19 protein-coding genes are annotated in these 19,487 nt (G+C 38.1%); 18 read left to right on the top strand and 1 reads right to left on the bottom strand.

Annotation, left to right across the window (positions count from 1 at the left end; all coding sequences use genetic code 11):
• Window positions 1–134 precede the first annotated feature (134 nt).
• From B7695_RS02150 to B7695_RS02095, 12 genes are all read left to right on the top strand, one after another.
• Complete coding sequence (locus tag B7695_RS02150) at window positions 135–770, top strand: TetR/AcrR family transcriptional regulator (protein ID WP_084889518.1); 636 nt, start codon at window positions 135–137, stop codon at window positions 768–770.
• A 169-nt stretch (window positions 771–939) separates the two neighbouring features.
• A complete protein-coding gene (locus B7695_RS02145; RefSeq protein WP_084889517.1) occupies window positions 940–1,680 on the top strand; it encodes an ABC transporter permease in 741 nt (246 codons plus the stop codon).
• 131 nt (window positions 1,681–1,811) lie between these two features.
• Window positions 1,812–2,531, top strand: a complete 720-nt coding sequence (locus tag B7695_RS02140; protein ID WP_084889516.1) for an ABC transporter ATP-binding protein — start codon at window positions 1,812–1,814, stop codon at window positions 2,529–2,531.
• Between the two features lie 21 nt (window positions 2,532–2,552).
• Complete coding sequence (locus B7695_RS02135) at window positions 2,553–4,235, top strand: ABC transporter ATP-binding protein (protein ID WP_084889515.1); 1,683 nt, start codon at window positions 2,553–2,555, stop codon at window positions 4,233–4,235.
• A gap of 350 nt (window positions 4,236–4,585) precedes the next feature.
• On the top strand, window positions 4,586–4,798 hold the full coding sequence (locus B7695_RS11340) for a hypothetical protein (RefSeq protein ID WP_025169680.1): 213 nt from the start codon (window positions 4,586–4,588) through the stop codon (window positions 4,796–4,798).
• Window positions 4,799–4,916: 118 nt separating this feature from the next.
• Complete coding sequence (gene pynA, locus B7695_RS02125; protein WP_084889514.1) at window positions 4,917–5,609, top strand: pyrimidine 5'-nucleotidase PynA; 693 nt, start codon at window positions 4,917–4,919, stop codon at window positions 5,607–5,609.
• 61 nt (window positions 5,610–5,670) lie between these two features.
• The gene (locus B7695_RS02120) at window positions 5,671–6,324 is read left to right on the top strand and encodes a uracil-DNA glycosylase (protein WP_084889513.1); all 654 of its coding nucleotides are present in this window, start codon (window positions 5,671–5,673) and stop codon (window positions 6,322–6,324) included.
• A 9-nt stretch (window positions 6,325–6,333) separates the two neighbouring features.
• Window positions 6,334–6,798, top strand: a complete 465-nt coding sequence (locus B7695_RS02115; RefSeq protein ID WP_001135786.1) for an NUDIX hydrolase — start codon at window positions 6,334–6,336, stop codon at window positions 6,796–6,798.
• A gap of 12 nt (window positions 6,799–6,810) precedes the next feature.
• On the top strand, window positions 6,811–8,079 hold the full coding sequence (locus tag B7695_RS02110; RefSeq protein WP_084889512.1) for a dihydroorotase: 1,269 nt from the start codon (window positions 6,811–6,813) through the stop codon (window positions 8,077–8,079).
• 41 nt (window positions 8,080–8,120) lie between these two features.
• The gene (gene pdrM / locus B7695_RS02105; RefSeq protein ID WP_084889511.1) at window positions 8,121–9,482 is read left to right on the top strand and encodes a sodium-coupled multidrug efflux MATE transporter PdrM; all 1,362 of its coding nucleotides are present in this window, start codon (window positions 8,121–8,123) and stop codon (window positions 9,480–9,482) included.
• A gap of 154 nt (window positions 9,483–9,636) precedes the next feature.
• Window positions 9,637–10,605, top strand: a complete 969-nt coding sequence (locus tag B7695_RS02100) for a thiamine pyrophosphate-dependent dehydrogenase E1 component subunit alpha (RefSeq protein ID WP_084889510.1) — start codon at window positions 9,637–9,639, stop codon at window positions 10,603–10,605.
• A gap of 15 nt (window positions 10,606–10,620) precedes the next feature.
• Complete coding sequence (locus B7695_RS02095) at window positions 10,621–11,613, top strand: alpha-ketoacid dehydrogenase subunit beta (protein WP_000448714.1); 993 nt, start codon at window positions 10,621–10,623, stop codon at window positions 11,611–11,613.
• Between the two features lie 214 nt (window positions 11,614–11,827).
• Here the strand turns inward: B7695_RS02095 and B7695_RS11615 are convergent, their stop codons facing one another.
• A complete protein-coding gene (locus B7695_RS11615; RefSeq protein WP_275655678.1) occupies window positions 11,828–11,956 on the bottom strand; it encodes a hypothetical protein in 129 nt (42 codons plus the stop codon).
• Window positions 11,957–12,024: 68 nt separating this feature from the next.
• Here B7695_RS11615 and B7695_RS02090 point away from each other — a divergent pair, with 68 nt between their 5' ends.
• The 6 genes from B7695_RS02090 to spxR all read left to right on the top strand — a co-directional run bounded on the left by B7695_RS02090 (window position 12,025) and on the right by spxR (window position 19,483).
• Window positions 12,025–13,068: a dihydrolipoamide acetyltransferase gene (locus B7695_RS02090; RefSeq protein ID WP_084889509.1), complete on the top strand. Its 1,044-nt coding sequence runs from the start codon at window positions 12,025–12,027 to the stop codon at window positions 13,066–13,068.
• 45 nt (window positions 13,069–13,113) lie between these two features.
• Window positions 13,114–14,817, top strand: coding sequence for a dihydrolipoyl dehydrogenase (gene lpdA, locus B7695_RS02085; protein WP_084889508.1), 1,704 nt, complete (start codon window positions 13,114–13,116; stop codon window positions 14,815–14,817).
• 59 nt (window positions 14,818–14,876) lie between these two features.
• Entirely contained in the window at window positions 14,877–15,866 is a 990-nt protein-coding gene (locus tag B7695_RS02080; protein ID WP_000873998.1) for a lipoate--protein ligase, read from the top strand.
• 520 nt (window positions 15,867–16,386) lie between these two features.
• Entirely contained in the window at window positions 16,387–17,646 is a 1,260-nt protein-coding gene (locus B7695_RS02075) for a UDP-N-acetylglucosamine 1-carboxyvinyltransferase (protein ID WP_084889507.1), read from the top strand.
• Between the two features lie 15 nt (window positions 17,647–17,661).
• Window positions 17,662–18,213: a GNAT family N-acetyltransferase gene (locus B7695_RS02070; RefSeq protein ID WP_049524053.1), complete on the top strand. Its 552-nt coding sequence runs from the start codon at window positions 17,662–17,664 to the stop codon at window positions 18,211–18,213.
• The gene (gene spxR / locus B7695_RS02065) at window positions 18,206–19,483 is read left to right on the top strand and encodes a CBS-HotDog domain-containing transcription factor SpxR (protein ID WP_084889506.1); all 1,278 of its coding nucleotides are present in this window, start codon (window positions 18,206–18,208) and stop codon (window positions 19,481–19,483) included. Before B7695_RS02070 ends, spxR begins: the two co-directional genes overlap by 8 nt.
• The last annotated feature ends 4 nt before the right edge of the window (window positions 19,484–19,487 follow it).

The following is a 19,487-nucleotide window of genomic DNA, read 5'->3' as shown; positions in this document are numbered from 1 at the left end:
GTCAATTGTATAGGATAGTGTTTTACCAATGAATTTTGAAAATTAGAGGGGATAAAGTGTAAGAATCTTGACATTATTAGTTTCTTGCATTATAATGAGACTACGTACCGTTAGTATGTTGGAAAGGAGTTATAATGGCAAGGAATAGAAATCCGGAAGAAACAAGAAGGAAAATATTAGAAGTTTCGAAAGATTTATTTTTAGAAAAAGGATTTGATAATACCTCAATACAAGATATAATCGATGGGTTAGGTGGATTGACGAAAGGTGTTATTTATCATCATTTCGAGTCTAAAGATGAAATATTGCAATCAATCATTAGTGAAAATAATCAAGAAATTCTAAATTATAATTGGAGAGGAGATACTGCATTAGAAAAAATACAAAATTCTTTGATGGATTCTTTTTCTAATTTTGAACAACAAAGACTCGTATACTCAGCTTCAATTATGTTAAGAAGTCCACGTTTATTAGGCGAACAGTATCTAAATTTATTTTCTGATTTTTTACCAGGAATTAGAGAAAAAGTTTTCGAAGGTGTTGAAGATAAATCAATTAAAACAGAATATCCTGAAGAGCTAGCTGATTTGATTGTGTTAACTTTGAATATTTGGATTGGGTTCCAAATTTCTATTTATTCAGTAGAAGAATTAAAGCGTAAAATGAATTTCATTAAACTTACTTTTGAAGGACTAGGGGTGCAGTTGATTACTGATGAAATGATGGAAGTAATTTTCAAATTATTTGATCACTTAAAAAGTACTAAATAAATTTTACGTATTGATATATAAAAAATACCATACTCTAGATATGGTATTAAAAATACTACTATACATACCTACGGTATGTTTGTTTTTAAATTTTTACATACCGAAAGTATGTTAAGTGCTTTTTGAATAGTGCCATTAATATTAACAAAATTTTTTGGAGGAAAAATCTATGTTGTCGCTTATTAAAATTGAATTAAATAAAGTTTCAAAATCAAAATTATTTTTAGCCTGGTTGTGTACTATATTTATAGTGTTAGGTATTACAGTAATCATTATTATGGGATTAGGTACTGATAATAAACTAGGAGAGTTTGTTGGGCAGAGTACCAATAATATTAGAATTACTAGTAAATGGGAAGGTTGGGCAATTGCAACTTCATTATTTTCATCTTTATTTACAAAAGCAGCATTTTTGATTTTCGAATCTTATTTATTGTCTACGATTATTATTGATGAATTTAAACGAAGAACAATTTTTCAGCTGTTTTCCTACCCTGTTTCTAAAATAAAGTTACTATGGGGAAAAGTGCTTACAGTAATTCTGATATCATTTATTGCTCATTTTACTGCACATTTAGTTATTCAATTATTAATTAAATTAGTAGCAGTTTTAACCGAATCAAATTATATCCCAATAGCTAGTCAATTAATCAACTTAGCTGGAATAACGTTTGCAACAGTACTAATAGGGTTACTACCATTTGTTTTAGGTATGATTAGGCATTCAATAGCTATAACAATGCTTTCAGGACTTGGTTTAGCAGCGTTACTTTCGAATGTAAGTCCAGGCAGTTTAACGAATAACTTTGTTGATAACTTATTCTTCTTAATATTTGCTAGTTTCATAAGTTTAATGATTGTTTCATTTTCAATTTATACTATTTCAAGAAAAGATATTAATATCAAGTAGTATAGCTAAATTTAAAGGAAAGTGCTAATTTTGTGATGATTTATTTAAACGAAGAGACTGTATAAGTTAGTATTTATGCTCCTGAAGAAAAATTCTTGCATTTAAAGCTAGATATAGAAAGAGAGATAGAAATGAGAAATATTGTTGAAATAAAAGAAGTTTTTAAAACAATTGATAAAGAAGAAATTTTAAGTGGTATTAACTTACAAATTTCTGAAGGAGAAATCTATGGATTTTTAGGACCAAATGGCGCAGGGAAAACAACTTTAATGAAATGCATGTTATCCTTATCAACTGTTACATCTGGTAGTATTGAAATCTTTGGAAAAAATTTACAAGATCACAGAGAGGAGATTCTAAGTCAGGTTGGAAGTGTTATTGAAACACCAATTTTTTATGAAAACCTCACAGCAAAAGAAATTTTGGAAATTCATGCGCAATATATGAGGAAAAATATTACCGAATCAGATATAATAAGAGCCTTAAGGATGGTCGGATTAAAAAATACGACTAAAAAAGTAAAAGAGTTTTCGTTAGGAATGAGACAGAGACTTGGTTTAGCTCGGGCTTTCCTAACAAAACCTAAATTGTTAATTTTAGATGAACCAATCAATGGTTTAGATCCAATAGGAATTCAAGAAATTCGGAATCTTTTGTTGTCTCTTTCTAAGGAATGTGGTGTTACAATATTCATCTCAAGTCATATTTTATCGGAAATTTCACAGATAGCAGATAAGATTGGTGTTATCAAAAATGGAGAAATGCTAGAACAGGTCTCTATGAGAGAGCTTAGGAGAGAGAATATTGACTTAGAAGAATATTTTATGTCACATTTTCTAAATGAAATTTAAGAATTATGAGGTAGATTAGGAATGAAACAATTGACAAAGTACCATAAGAAGTCTTTTTATACTTTCATGATTTTTAATATACTAGTTCCTTTAACTAATATTGCTTTTGCTTATTCTATTAAAATTATAATTGATAGTGGAATGTCCCAAAATAGGGAAGCTCTAACCCAAGCGATACTCATAGGCGCTATCGTAATATTTATCTATGCCAGTCTTAATTTTATATCCCTTCGATTAAGAAATAAACTTGTTAGGCAGATTATGTCAAGATACAAAAATAAGGTGTTTAAATCTATTTTAGATAGGGATTATAGAGAATTTTCTATGGAAAAATCAGGGAAATTTATTTCAATATTAACTGAGAACATGAAGAAAATTGAGCAGGATTATTTGCACCAGTATTTTAATATTTCAAAAAATATTTCCTTAATGATTTTCTCACTAGTAGCCATGTTTATAGGTAATTGGTTTTTGACCTTATTAGTTATCATTGCTAGCATTATTCCTATGATGATTTCAGGATTTATTGGACAAAAATCAGCCTCTCTACAAAATAGTTCTATGATAGCCGATCAGAAATATTTAGCTAAGGTTAAAGATATTTTAGCAGGGTTTCTAGTTATAAAAAGTTTTAATGTGAAAGAGGCTATCCGTCAAGATTACAAAAACGAAAGCGAAAAATTGGATGAGATATATTTCATCAAAGGGAAATTTGATGTTTTATCTAATGTTATTTCTCAACTTTCAGGGATGATTGTTTTTTTAGTAGCCTTTGGTGGAGGAATGTATCTGGTCTTCGGTGGGCATACCACAATTGGGAGTGTTACAGCTATTGTTCAACTAGTCAATTTTGTAGTAATGCCACTAAATGAAATTGGTATGGGAATGAGTAAATTCCGTGAAGGTCAGGCTACACTGAATTCATTTGAGGTAAAAGATGTAATCGAACTTCAAACTGGTAAAACGAAAGAATATTTTGATGATGTCATTTCTTTTTCAAATGTAGATTTTTCCTACCCTAATGCTGAGGAAAAGATTTTTAATCATTTATCTTTGCAGATCAAAAAGGGGGAAAAAATTGCAATAGTAGGTATGTCAGGTAGTGGAAAATCAACTTTACTCAATCTATTACTGCGTTTCTATGATGTAACAAGTGGGTATATCTCAATTGATAATCAAGATTTGCAAGCTATTTCAGCAGAGAGCCTTTATAACTTAATGACTATTGTTCAGCAAGATGTTTATATCTTTGATGATACTTTAAAAGCAAATATTACCCTTAGTCAATCCTTTACTGAAGATGATATAAAAAAAGCTGTACAGCAGTCTGGCTTAGAAAGTTATATTTTAGAAAATGAAGTAGGTCTACAAACTTTATGTGGCGAGAATGGATCAAATCTATCTGGGGGAGAAAGACAGAGACTTAGTATTGCGCGTGCTTTAATTCGAAAAACACCAATCTTATTATTAGATGAGGCTACCTCGTCTTTAGATAATAAAGTTACTACTGAAATTGAAAATTCAATTTTAGAAATTCAAGATTTGACGGTTCTTGTTGTTACGCATAAGTTAAATAAGAGCATGTTGAAAAAATACAATAGAATTCTTTTTATGAAAAATGGAGTTATTGTTGAAGATGGTTCTTTTGATAACTTGATGGATAGGAAAGGTGAATTTTATAAATTGGTTGAGTTGAGTGTGTAGTGCTACCAGAATAAAAAGAGGATGAAAATCTTTAATCTCAAGTTGTTTTTCAATAATATTATGGTTGTATAAACAAAGGGAATTTGAGAATTAAAAAGTAACTAAAAAAGAAGGCTAAATAATATTAATCTGTAAAATACAACTCATCGAATATGATTAAATGGTAAATATCAATTAAATTGAAAATTTTATAGTGTTATAATATAATTAAACTATAAGAGCAAGAAAGTTGTGCTTAAAAAATAATCTTAGTATAGCTTATCTCTGACAAATATTTAGATTTTAGAGCTGTTTAATTTTAAGCAGTCATTATTTTTAAACATTAGGGGCTTCAAAGGAGAATATTTAAAATGAAACATTTTTTTGCAGGAATTGGTGAGATAAGATTTAGTAATTATCTATTGTCTCTATGTGTAGGACTAGCCCCTCTTTTTCATATCTATGTAATAGGCTCTGAAATGAATTTTGTGAAAATAGTGTTATCTATTTTGGGAATTATATTTGTTTGTATTTTAACTATTGCTCGAATTTATAGAAGATTTTTCTATAATTCACTAGAATAGTATGGGTTAGTTAATCAATTGGAACTATTATTTTTGTTATACTTTACTACTTTTAAGTTTTTACATTAAACAACCGAATGAAGTGAAAGTTGTTTATTTTAGAAAGGAAAACACCAAATTGTCCTACAAATTTCTACTATTCGACCTTGACCACACTCTTCTTGATTTTGATGCTGCTGAGGATGTGGCTTTAACGCAACTTCTAAAAGAAGAAGGGGTTGCAGATATTCAGGCTTATAAAGACTATTACGTTCCTATGAACAAGGCTCTATGGAAGGACTTGGAGCAAAAGAAAATCAGTAAACAAGACTTGGTTAACACGCGCTTTTCTCGTTTATTTGCTCATTTTGGACTGGAGAAAGATGGTACGTTACTTGCTCAGCGTTACCAATTTTATCTCGCTCAGCAGGGGCAAACTCTTTCGGGAGCTCATGAACTCTTGGATATCCTCATCGAGCGAGATTATGACTTGTATGCTGCGACAAATGGCATTACTGCTATCCAGACAGGGCGTTTGGCTCAATCTGGTCTAGCACCTTATTTCAATCAATTCTTTATCTCAGAACAGTTGCAAACACAAAAGCCGGATGCTCTCTTTTATGAAAAGATTGGTCAGCAGATTACAGGCTTTAGCAAAGAAAAGACGCTGATGATTGGAGATTCCCTGACCGCCGACATTCAAGGTGGCAATAATGCTGGGATAGACACTATCTGGTACAATCCTCATCACCTCGAAAATCACACACAAGCCCAGCCGACTTACGAAGTCCATTCTTACCAAGACTTGCTGGATTGTTTAGATAAACTGTAAAAAGTGGTTTAGAAAGCCACTTTTTGCTATAATAGAGGCAGTAAAAACGAAGGAGTCGGCTATGGAACACTCGTCTTGGCATGCTTTGATTAAGGAGCAATTACCTGAGGGTTATTTCGGGAAAATCAATCAGTTTATGAATCAGGTCTATGCTCAGGGGGCTGTTTATCCGCCCAAGGAAAAGGTTTTTCAGGCTCTCTTGACCACACCGCTTGAAGAAGTTAAGGTGGTTATTCTAGGGCAAGATCCCTATCACGGTCCAGGTCAAGCGCAGGGTTTGAGTTTTTCTGTACCTGATTCTATTCCAGCTCCGCCATCCTTGCAAAATATCTTGAAAGAATTATCAGATGATATCGGCGTTAAGAAATCCCATGATTTGACAGCTTGGGCTGAGCAAGGAGTCTTGCTTCTTAATGCTTGTTTAACTGTTCCTGCTGGACAGGCCAATGGTCATGCTGGTCAGATATGGGAGCCATTTACGGATGCCGTGATCCAGGTGGTCAATAATCTAGACAGGCCAGTAGTTTTTGTACTCTGGGGAGCCTATGCACGTAAGAAGAAGGCCTTAGTTACCAATCCTCACCACTTGATTATCGAATCAGCACATCCCAGTCCTTTGTCAGTTTATAGAGGATTTTGGGGTTCCAAACCTTTTTCCAAGGCCAATGCATTCTTAACAGAGACAGGACAAGAGCCAATTGATTGGCTTAGATAAGGAGAAAATATGCCTCAGTTAGCGACGATTTGCTACATTGATAATGGGAAAGAACTGCTCATGCTCCATCGCAATAAAAAGCCAAATGATGTTCATAAAGGAAAATGGATTGGTGTGGGTGGTAAGCTGGAGCGTGGAGAGACGCCTCAGGAATGCGCGGCGCGTGAAATCCTTGAAGAAACAGGACTCAAAGCCAAACCAGTTCTAAAAGGTGTTATCACTTTTCCTGAATTTACGCCAGATTTAGACTGGTACACCTATGTTTTTAAAGTGACGGAGTTCGAGGGGGACTTGATTGACTGCAATGAGGGAACGCTAGAATGGGTTCCCTATGATGAGGTTTTGAGCAAGCCAACTTGGGAAGGGGATCATACCTTTGTTGAGTGGCTTTTAGAGGATAAACCCTTCTTTTCAGCTAAGTTTGTTTATGATGGTGATAAATTGTTGGATACCCAAGTCGATTTCTATGAATAAAGGAGAAAGTAGATGCTACTAATCAAAAATGGTCGTGTAATGGATCCCAAATCTGGTTTGGATCAAGTGTGTGATGTCTTAGTTCAAGATGGGAAAATTATCAAAATTGCGCCTGAAATCACTGAAGAAGGAGCAGAAAAGATTGATGCTAGTGGTCTTGTAGTTGCTCCTGGCTTGGTCGATATTCATGTTCATTTCCGTGAACCTGGTCAAACCCACAAGGAGGATATCCATACTGGTGCCCTAGCAGCCGCTGCAGGTGGTTTTACAACGGTTGTCATGATGGCTAATACTAGTCCAACCATTTCGGACGTGGAGACCTTGCAAGAAGTTCTCCAGTCAGCTGCCAAGGAAAATATCAATGTCAAGACGGTTGCGACCATTACTAAGAACTTTAATGGCCAAGACTTGACTGACTTTAAGGCGCTTTTAGAAGCAGGTGCCGTTGGTTTTTCTGATGACGGTATTCCGCTTGAAAGCAGTAAAGTTGTCAAGGAAGCCATGGAAGAAGCCAAAAAGCTCAATACCTTTATCAGTCTTCATGAGGAAGATCCAGGTCTGAATGGGATTCTTGGATTTAATGAAAACATTGCTAAAGAACATTTCCATATCTGCGGTGCGACTGGAGTAGCTGAGTATGCTATGATGGCGCGTGATGTCATGATTGCCTATGCAACTAAGGCTCATGTTCACATTCAGCATTTGTCTAAGGAAGAAAGTGTTAAAGTAGTTGAGTTCGCTCAAAGTTTGGGAGCGCAAGTCACAGCAGAAATAGCGCCACAGCATTTCTCTAAGACGGAAGCACTTCTTTTGACACAAGGAAGCAATGCTAAGATGAATCCGCCACTTCGTTTGGAATCAGACCGTCGTGCTGTTATCGAAGGTCTCAAGTCAGGTGTCATCACAGTTATCGCAACTGATCATGCCCCTCACCATGCAGATGAGAAAAATGTTGAGGATATTACCAAAGCGCCATCTGGTATGACTGGTTTAGAAACATCACTGTCCCTTGGCTTAACCTATTTGGTCGAAGCAGGAGAGTTGACCTTGATGGAATTACTTGAAAAAATGACATACAACCCAGCCAAGCTTTATAACTTTGAAGCAGGTTACTTGGCTGAGAATGGTCCAGCAGATATCACTATTTTTGATGCCAAGGTTGACCGCCTTGTGAACTCCCATTTTGCTTCCAAAGCAGCTAATTCACCATTCATTGGTGAAAGCTTAAAAGGGCAGGTTAAATATACCATCTGTAAGGGACAAATCGTCTATCAAAACTAGGTGGAAGTCTGCTCTGTAAACAAAAAGAATAGAGAGCCTATATGTACCAGACCCATCATTTTAAAGACAAATTTATCTTATTTTTAAAGATATTTTTCCCTATCCTGATTTATCAATTTGCCAATTATTCTGCATCCTTTGTTGATACGACTATGACTGGTCAATACAATACCATGGACTTGGCTGGTGTGTCTATGGCAACCAGTATCTGGAATCCTTTCTTTACCTTTCTAACAGGGATTGTATCGGCCTTGGTGCCCATCATTGGTCACCATCTTGGACGAGGAAAAAAGGAAGAAGTTGCGTCTGATTTTTACCAGTTCATCTATTTGGCCTTGGGTCTATCTGTGGTCTTGCTGGGGATGGTGCTTTTCTTGGCACCACCAATCTTGAATCGTATTGGACTCGAAGCACCAGTGGCGGCAGTAGCGGTTCGCTATCTTTGGTTTTTATCTATCGGAATTATCCCCTTGTTGCTCTTTAGTGTCATTCGTTCCTTGCTGGATTCGCTGGGCTTGACCAAACTTTCCATGTATCTCATGCTTTTGTTACTTCCTCTCAATAGTGGATTTAACTATCTCTTGATTTACGGGGCCTTTGGAGTTCCGGAGCTGGGAGGTGCTGGGTCTGGTTTAGGAACTTCCTTGGCCTACTGGGTCTTACTGGGAATTTCTGTACTGGTTTTATTTAAACAGGAGAAGCTTAAAGCCCTACGCCTTGAGAAACGAATTCCACTTAATATGGATAAAATCAAGGAAGGAGTTCGCTTAGGTCTGCCTATTGGGGGAACTGTCTTCGCGGAAGTGGCTATCTTTTCCGTGGTTGGTTTGATTATGGCTAAGTTTTCGTCCTTGATTATCGCTAGTCACCAGTCAGCTATGAATTTTTCATCTCTCATGTATGCTTTCCCTATGAGTATCTCATCGGCTATGGCTATTGTCGTTTCCTATGAAGTTGGAGCCAAGCGGTTTGATGATGCGAAAACCTATATTGGTCTAGGAAGATGGACTGCCCTCATTTTTGCGGCCTTCACCTTAACCTTCCTTTACATTTTTAGGGGAAATGTGGCCAGTCTTTATGGTAACGACCCAGAATTTATTGATTTGACAGCGCGTTTTTTAACTTATAGTCTTTTCTTTCAGTTAGCAGATACCTTTGCGGCACCGCTTCAGGGAATTTTACGAGGTTATAAGGATACAGTTATCCCTTTTTACCTTGGTTTGCTTGGTTACTGGGGCGTAGCAATCCCAGTGGCTATGGTATTCGACTCTCTAACAGATTTTGGAGCTTATTCTTACTGGATTGGTTTGATTATTAGTCTAATTGTGAGCGGGGCTCTCTACCGTTGGCGTTTAACTGTGATTATGAAGAGATTTGAATCCTTAGCAAAATCTAAATGTTAAAAAAGTTTGTGAAAAAATATTCTTAGTAAGAAAATCCCTTGTTCTAATTGGGTTTTCTTTTTTATTTTGTGAAATTTCCTTTAGAAAAACTTTGACAGTATTTTCTAAAAACGGTAAAATAGTAAGGTAAGAAGAAAGTTAGAAAGGCAAGAAGATGTCGACTTTAGATAAAAATCTTTTGCTAGAAATGTTCCGTAAGATGGAAGAAATCCGTCGTATGGACTTAAAAATTGCGCAATTAGTAAAGAAAGGAAAAGTGCCAGGAATGACGCACTTTTCTGTTGGAGAAGAGGCAGCTAACGTGGGTGCTATGTTAGCTCTCAATCCAGATGATCTGATCACATCAAACCACCGTGGTCATGGACAAGCTATTGCCAAAGGAATTGACCTTAATGGAATGATGGCTGAAATCCTTGGAAAATACACCGGAACCTGTAAAGGTAAAGGTGGATCTATGCATATAGCCGACCTTGATGCTGGTAACCTTGGTGCCAATGGTATCGTAGGTGGAGGTATGGGAATCGCTGTTGGTGCAGCCCTCAGTCAACAAATGCAAAATACTGGAAAAATCGTCGTTTGCTTCTTTGGAGATGGAGCGACCAACGAAGGTGTTTTCCACGAAGCAGTGAACATGGCTTCTATCTGGAACCTGCCAGTTATTTTCTATTGCATTAACAACGGTTACGGTATCTCTGCGGATATCAAGAAAATGACTAATGTAGAACATATCCATCAACGTAGCGCCGCTTATGGAATTCCTGGAATGTTCATCGAAGATGGAAACAATGTCATCGATGTCTATGAAGGATTTAAGAAAGCTGTAGATTATGTTCGTGGTGGTAATGGTCCAGTCTTGATTGAAAGTGTAACTTATCGCTGGCTCGGTCACTCATCATCTGACCCTGGTAAATATCGCACGCGCGAAGAAGTGGAATTGTGGAAACAAAAAGACCCAATCGAAAACCTCCGCAATTACCTTATTGAAAATAACATTGCAAGTGCCGAAGAATTGGAAGAAATTCAAGCGCAAGTTAAGGAAGCAGTAGAAGCTTCTGTGAAATTTGCAGAAGAAAGTCCATTCCCACCGCTTGAATCAGCATTTGAAGATATTTACGCAGACTAAGGAGAAAGAGATAAAATGGAAACAAAAACAATGTCCTTCCGTGACACCATTATCCTTGCTATGTCTGAGGAAATGCGTCGCGATGAAAATGTGTTCTTGATGGGAGAAGACGTCGGCGTCTTCGGAGGAGACTTCGGAACTTCTGTTGGAATGCTTGAAGAATTTGGTCCAGAACGTGTCCGTGACTGTCCGATTTCTGAAGCTGCCATCTCTGGAGCAGCAGCAGGAGCAGCCATGACAGGACTTCGTCCAATCGTCGATATGACTTTCATGGACTTTTCTGTCATTGCCATGGACAATATCGTCAACCAAGCTGCTAAAACACGCTATATGTTTGGTGGTAAGGGACAGGTTCCAATGACTGTCCGTTGTGCAGCTGGTAACGGAGTTGGTTCTGCCGCCCAGCACTCGCAATCACTAGAGTCTTGGTTTACTCACATTCCTGGACTTAAGGTTGTGGCTCCAGGTACACCTGCGGACATGAAAGGACTGCTTAAGTCTTCTATCCGTGATAATAACCCAGTTATCATCCTTGAGTACAAGTCAGAATTTAACCAAAAAGGGGAAGTGCCAGTTGATCCAGACTACACAATACCACTTGGGGTTGGGGAAATCAAACGCGAAGGAACGGATGTAACAGTTGTTACTTATGGGAAAATGCTTCGCCGTGTGGTTCAAGCTGCTGAAGAATTAGCAGAAGAAGGAATTTCTGTTGAGATTGTTGACCCACGTACCCTTGTTCCGCTTGATAAGGATATTATCATTAACTCAGTTAAGAAGACTGGTAAGGTTGTTCTGGTCAACGATGCCCACAAAACAAGTGGCTATATCGGAGAGATTTCAGCAATTATTTCAGAGTCAGAGGCATTTGACTATCTAGATGCACCAATCCGCCGTTGCGCAGGAGAAGATGTGCCGATGCCTTATGCACAAAACCTAGAAAATGCAATGATTCCAACAGTTGAAAGCATCAAAGATGCCATCCGTAAGACTTATAACAAAGAATAGATTTACATAAGATAAGTTATGTAAAAAACTGTATCCTATAGCAAAAAGAGTCGGTTCGATAATAACCGACGAATGAATTAGTAAGTCTACAAGGTTGACCGCTGATAGCGGCAACCGTAGCAACTTGAGACACGTGTTGTATCCAAGTGATCTGAAGAGTTGCGACATGAGTGAGTCGAATCGATAATATTCGACAAATGAATTAGTAAGTCTACTAGGTTGTCCGCATGATAGCGGCAACCGTAGCAACTTGAGATACGTGTTGTATCCAAGTTGCTTGTAGAGTTGAATTCGGACGGAGGTCTGCGAAAAAAAGATAGATTTCCTTGTGTTCATCGAACACATCGTCAATCTCCTATTTTTTCATTGCCCTCTGCGTCCTTAATATCTTAGTATAGAATTGGAGAGGTCATGGCTGATGACAAGCTAAGAGCGACTCCTGCAGCTAGAAAGTTAGCGGATGATTTAGGTATCAACCTCTACGACGTTTCTGGCTCAGGTGCAAACGGTCGTGTCCACAAAGAAGACGTGGAAACTTATAAAGACACAAACGTGGTTCGCATTTCGCCACTTGCAAAACGAATTGCCCTCGAACATAACATTGCTTGGCAGGAAATCCAAGGAACTGGTCATCGTGGTAAAATCATGAAGAAGGATGTTTTGGCCTTGCTTCCTGAAAATATTGAAAACGATACTATCAAGTCTCCTGCTCAGATTGAAAAAGTGGAAGAAGTTCCTGATAACGTAACACCATACGGTGAAATTGAACGTATTCCAATGACACCAATGCGTAAGGTTATTGCCCAACGGATGGTTGAATCTTACCTAACTGCTCCAACCTTCACACTCAATTATGAAGTTGATATGACTGAAATGTTGACTCTTCGTAAGAAGGTTCTTGAGCCAATCATGGAAGCAACTGGGAAGAAGACTACTGTAACAGACCTTCTTTCACTTGCAGTTGTTAAGACTCTTATGAAACACCCGTACATCAACGCTTCATTGACAGAAGACGGCAAGACTATTATTACTCATAATTATGTCAACCTTGCCATGGCAGTTGGGATGGATAATGGATTGATGACACCTGTTGTTTACAATGCGGAGAAGATGAGTCTTTCAGAGTTGGTTGTTGCATTCAAAGACGTTATTGGCCGTACCTTGGATGGTAAATTGGCTCCAAGTGAGTTGCAAAATTCAACATTTACTATCAGTAACTTGGGAATGTTTGGCGTGCAGTCCTTTGGTCCTATCATTAACCAACCCAACTCAGCTATCCTTGGTGTCAGTTCGACAATCGAGAGGCCAGTTGTCGTCAATGGTGAAATTGTGATTCGCCCTATCATGAGCCTAGGATTAACCATTGACCACCGTGTTGTAGATGGTATGGCTGGTGCTAAGTTTATGAAAGACTTGAAAGAATTGATTGAAAATCCAATCTCAATGTTGATTTAAGAACAAGAGTATTCATTTTTAAGATATAGATAAAGGAAGGAAGACATGGCCTTAGAAGTAATTATGCCGAAAGCCGGCGTGGATATGACAGAAGGACAAATCGTCCAATGGAATAAAAAAGTCGGAGAATTTGTAAAAGAAGGAGAAATCCTTTTAGAAATCATGACTGACAAAGTCAGCATGGAATTGGAAGCAGAAGAAGATGGTTATTTGATTGCTATCCTCAAAGGAGATGGCGAAACTGTCCCTGTAACGGAAGTTATCGGTTACCTGGGCGAAGAAGGGGAAAATATCCCAACAGCTGGAGCCGCAGCGCCAGAAGCTAGCCCTGCACCTGTAGCAAGTGCCTCAAACGATGATGGTAAGAGCGATGATGCTTTTGATATCGTTGTGATTGGTGGAGGTCCTGCTGGTTATGTTGCAGCCATCAAAGCTGCCCAACTCGGCGGTAAGGTTGCCCTTGTTGAGAAATCTGAACTTGGTGGAACCTGCTTAAACCGTGGATGTATTCCAACCAAGACCTACCTTCATAACGCTGAAATTATCGAAAACATCGGTCATGCCGCAAACCGTGGTATCGTAATCGAAAATCCAAACTTCACTGTAGATATGGACAAACTCCTTGAAACTAAGTCTAAGGTTGTCAATACTTTGGTTGGCGGAGTTGCAGGTCTTCTTCGTAGCTATGGAGTTACTGTTCATAAGGGAATTGGTACCATCACTAAAGACAAGAATGTCTTGGTAAATGGTTCGGAATTGCTTGAAACCAAGAAAATCATCCTTGCTGGTGGTTCAAAAGTCAGCAAGATCAACGTCCCTGGTATGGAATCTCCACTTGTCATGACCAGTGATGACATTCTCGAAATGAACGAAGTTCCAGAAAGTCTTGTCATCATCGGTGGTGGAGTTGTCGGTATCGAACTCGGTCAGGCCTTCATGACATTTGGTTCAAAAGTAACTGTTATCGAAATGATGGACCGTATCGTGCCAGCTATGGATGCAGAAGTGTCTAAGAACCTTCGCTTGATCCTTGAGCGTAAAGGAATGACCATCTTGACTGGTACTAAACTGCAAGAAATCATCGAGGAAAATGGTCAACTTCGTATCAAAGTTGAAGGAAAAGACGATATCATCGCTAGCAAAGCTCTCCTTTCAATTGGTCGTGTTCCAGACCTTGAAGGTATCGGAGATGTTGAATTTGAATTAGACCGTGGTCGCATCAAGGTCAACGAATACATGGAAACTTCTGTACCAGGCATTTATGCACCAGGTGACATCAATGGTACTAAGATGTTGGCTCACGCAGCCTTCCGTATGGGTGAAGTTGCCGCTGAAAATGCTCTTAAAGGAAATCATGCTGTTGCCAAGTTGAATTTGACTCCTGCAGCTATCTACACACTTCCAGAAGTAGCAGCAGTTGGTTTGACTGAAGAACAAGCCCGTGAGAAATATGATGTCCAAATCGGTAAATTCAACTTTGCTGCTAACGGTCGTGCCATTGCCTCAGATGCAGCTCAAGGTTTCGTAAAAGTCATTGCAGATAAGAAATACGGAGAAATCCTTGGTGTTCATATCATCGGTCCTGCAGCTGCAGAATTGATCAATGAAGCGTCGAGCATTATCGAAATGGAAATTACTGTTGAAGAAATGCTGAAGACTATCCACGGACACCCAACCTACTCTGAAGTGATGTATGAAGCATTTGCGGATGTTTTAGGAATGGCCATCCATTCACCTAAGAAAAAATAAAACAAAGATAGAATAGACTGGAAAGGTGTTTTCAAGTCTCTATCGTATAAAGGGATATCATGAAATATATTATCAATCATTCAAACGACACTGCCTTTAATATCGCCTTGGAAGAATATGCCTTTAAACATCTTTTGGATGAGGATCAAATCTTCCTTCTTTGGATCAATAAACCATCTATCATTGTTGGTCGTCACCAGAACACTATCGAAGAAATCAACCGTGATTATGTTCGCGAAAATGGTATTGAGGTGGTTCGCCGTATCAGTGGTGGTGGGGCTGTTTACCATGATTTGAACAATCTCAACTATACCATCATTTCAAAAGAAGATGAAAACAAGGCTTTTGACTTCAAGAGCTTCTCAACTCCAGTTATCAATACTTTGGCACAACTCGGTGTTAAAGCTGAGTTCACAGGCCGTAACGACTTAGAAATCGACGGTAAGAAATTCTGTGGTAATGCCCAAGCCTATATCAATGGCCGTATCATGCACCACGGTTGCTTGCTCTTTGACGTTGATTTGTCAGTCCTTGCTAACGCCCTCAAGGTTTCAAAGGACAAATTTGAGTCAAAAGGTGTCAAATCCGTCCGTGCTCGTGTCACCAATATTGTCAATGAATTACCAGAAAAAATCACAGTCGAAGAATTCCGTGATTTACTCTTGGAATACATGAAAAAAGAGTATCCAGAGATGACAGAATACGTTTTTTCTGAGGAAGAACTAGCTGAAATTAACCGTATCAAAGATACTAAGTTTGGAACTTGGGACTGGAACTACGGTAAATCACCTGAATTTAACGTCCGTCGTGGAACAAAATTCACCAGTGGTAAGGTCGAAGTCTTTGCTAATGTCGTCGAATCAAAAATCCAAGACATCAAGATTTATGGTGACTTCTTTGGTATCGAAGACGTTGCAGCTGTAGAAGATGTCCTTCGTGGCGTTAAATACGAACGCGAAGATGTTCTTAAAGCGCTAGAAACCATTGATATCACACGCTACTTCGCTGGTATTAGCCGTGAAGAAATCGCTGAAGCGGTAGTAGAGTAAAGAAAAGCTATTTGTTAGTTATTGTGGGTTGCAAAAAAGATATTATCTGGATAGGACAAGTCTTAAAACCTGCTGAACGAGAATCAAAAAGAACTCACTTCCAATGCTTAATAAAAAAACTCGGAAGTTTGTTCTGAGTCAACTAAATACGACTATTTGCAATTGAATATAGAGATGAGAAGGTCAGTAGTAGATTATCTGTGAGGTGACACAGACATGAGTTATTTTTGATTTCCGCATAGTATTAACACCCCAAAAGACTATTATTTCTATAGTTGAACGATACCTCAAAAGTTAGACATAGAAAATCTAATTTTTGGGGTATTTTATAATTCTTAATTTAGGATTTTTTAGTATCAAAAGATGTTTCATAAAATATGGACTCAACCTTTCAACTTAATCCGATTTATTGCTTACTATCTCCAATAAAATTGAAAAGGATGGAAAAAAGGATAAATTTATGATATACTTTATTTTAAAGACCTTATTAGAAATCTTGAAAGAGTATTGAAAACTTAGAATGAGAAAAATTGTTATCAATGGTGGATTACCACTACAAGGTGAAATCACTATTAGTGGTGCTAAAAATAGCGTTGTGGCCTTAATTCCAGCTATCATATTGGCTGATGATGTGGTGACTTTGGATTGCGTTCCAGATATTTCGGATGTAGCAAGCCTTGTCGAAATTATGGAATTGATGGGAGCTACTGTTAAGCGTTATGACGATGTCTTGGAGATTGATCCAAGAGGTGTTCAAAATATTCCAATGCCTTATGGTAAAATTAATAGTCTTCGTGCATCTTACTATTTTTATGGGAGCCTCTTAGGCCGTTTTGGTGAAGCGACAGTTGGTCTACCGGGAGGATGTGATCTAGGTCCTCGTCCTATTGACCTACACCTTAAGGCTTTTGAAGCTATGGGTGCCACTGTTAGCTACGAGGGAGATAACATGAAGTTATCTGCTAAAGATACAGGACTTCACGGTGCAAGTATTTACATGGATACGGTTAGTGTTGGTGCGACGATTAATACGATGATTGCTGCGGTTAAAGCAAATGGTCGTACTATTATTGAAAATGCAGCCCGTGAACCTGAGATTATTGATGTTGCAACTCTCTTGAATAATATGGGAGCTCATATCCGTGGTGCAGGAACTAATATCATCATTATTGATGGTGTTGAAATATTACATGGAACCCGTCATCAGGTGATTCCAGACCGTATCGAAGCTGGAACCTATATTTCTTTAGCTGCTGCAGTCGGCAAGGGGATTCGTATAAATAATGTTCTTTACGAACACCTAGAAGGATTTATTGCTAAGCTGGAAGAAATGGGAGTGAGAATGACTGTATCTGAAGACAGCATTTTTGTCGAAGAGCAGTCTAATTTGAAAGCAATCAATATTAAGACAGCTCCTTACCCAGGATTTGCAACTGATTTGCAACAACCGATTACCCCACTTTTACTAAGAGCGAATGGTCGTGGTACAATTGTTGATACGATTTACGAAAAACGTGTAAATCATGTTTTTGAACTAGCAAGGATGGATGCGGACATTTTGACAACAAATGGTCATATTTTGTACACAGGTGGACGTGATTTGCGTGGGGCAACTGTTAAAGCAACTGACCTGAGAGCTGGGGCTGCACTAGTCATTGCTGGGCTTATGGCTGAAGGTAAAACTGAAATTACAAATATCGAGTTTATCTTACGTGGTTATTCTGATATTATTGAAAAATTACGTAATCTAGGAGCGGATATTACACTTGTTGAGGATTAAACCGTAGAGGTGTTTATGAATATTTGGACCAAATTAGCAATGTTTTCTTTTTTTGAAACGGATCGCTTGTATTTGCGTCCTTTCTTTTTTAGTGATAGTCAAGACTTCCATGAGATAGCCTCAAATCCTGAAAATTTACAATTTATTTTCCCAACTCAGGCAAGTCTGGAAGAAAGTCAATATGCACTGGCCAATTACTTTATGAAGTCCCCTTTGGGAGTGTGGGCTATTTGTGACCAGAAAAATCAACAAATGATTGGTTCTATTAAATTTGAGAAGTTAGATGAAATCAAAAAAGAAGCTGAGCTTGGCTATTTTTTGAGAAAAGATGCTTGGTCGCAAGGATTTATGACAGAGGTTGTTAGAAAAATTTGTCAGCTTTCTTTTGAGGAATTTGGATTAAAACAATTATCCATCATTACCCATCTTGAAAATGAATCTAGTCAACGGGTTGCCCTTAAGTCTGGATTCCGTTTGATTCGTCAGTTTAAGGGAAGTGATCGTTACACAAGAAAAATGCGGGATTATCTTGAATTTCGGTATGTAAAAGGAGAATTCAATGAGTAAGCATCAGGAAATTCTAAGCTATTTGGAGGAATTACCAGTAGGTAAAAGGGTCAGTGTGCGTAGCATTTCAAACCATCTGGGAGTCAGTGATGGAACTGCCTATCGGGCCATTAAAGAAGCTGAAAATCGTGGAATTGTGGAGACTCGACCAAGAAGTGGTACTATCCGTGTTAAATCTCAGAAAGTTGCTATCGAAAGATTAACATTTGCAGAAATTGCAGAAGTGACTTCTTCTGAGGTTTTGGCTGGGCAAGAAGGTTTAGAGAGAGAATTTAGCAAGTTTTCAATCGGTGCCATGACTGAACAAAATATCCTGTCCTACCTTCATGATGGGGGACTCTTGATTGTTGGAGACCGGACTCGTATTCAATTATTAGCGCTGGAAAATGAAAATGCTGTTCTGGTTACAGGTGGATTTCAGATTCATGATGATGTGCTTAAACTGGCCAATCAAAAAGGAATTCCTGTTTTAAGAAGCAAACATGACACTTTCACTGTCGCGACCATGATCAATAAAGCCTTGTCAAATGTTCAAATCAAAACAGATATTTTGACAGTTGAGAAACTTTACCGTCCGAGTCATGAGTATGGTTTTCTGAGAGAGACTGACACTGTTAAAGATTATTTGGACTTAGTACGTAAGAATCGAAGCAGTCGTTTTCCAGTTATTAACCAACATCAGGTTGTCGTTGGAGTTGTAACTATGAGAGATGCGGGCGATAAGTCACCAAGTACCACAATTGATAAGGTCATGTCTCGTAGTCTATTTTTGGTTGGATTATCGACAAATATTGCCAATGTGAGTCAACGGATGATCGCAGAAGATTTTGAAATGGTACCGGTTGTTCGGAATAATCAAACCTTGCTTGGAGTTGTGACACGGCGAGATGTCATGGAGAAGATGAGTCGTTCTCAAGTTTCGGCTCTACCAACTTTTTCTGAGCAGATTGGTCAAAAACTCGCTTATCACCATGATGAAGTCGTCATTACAGTGGAACCCTTTATGCTTGAGAAAAACGGTGTTTTAGCTAACGGTGTATTGGCAGAGATACTGACTCATATGACCCAAGATTTAGTTGTGAATAGTGGTCGCAATCTCATTATCGAACAAATGCTGATCTACTTTTTGCAGGCTGTTCAGATAGATGATATACTGCGCATTCAAGCACGGATTATCCATCATACGAGACGATCAGCTATTATTGATTATGATATTTATCATGGTCACCAGATTGTTTCAAAAGCAAATGTGACTGTTAAAATTAATTAGAAAC

Source organism: Streptococcus mitis (assembly GCF_002096845.1).
In the GTDB taxonomy this organism is placed as follows: Bacteria; Bacillota; Bacilli; order Lactobacillales; family Streptococcaceae; genus Streptococcus; species Streptococcus mitis_A.
The sequence above is the reverse complement of the archived record's forward strand: the minus strand, read 5'-3'. Positions and strand labels throughout refer to the sequence as shown.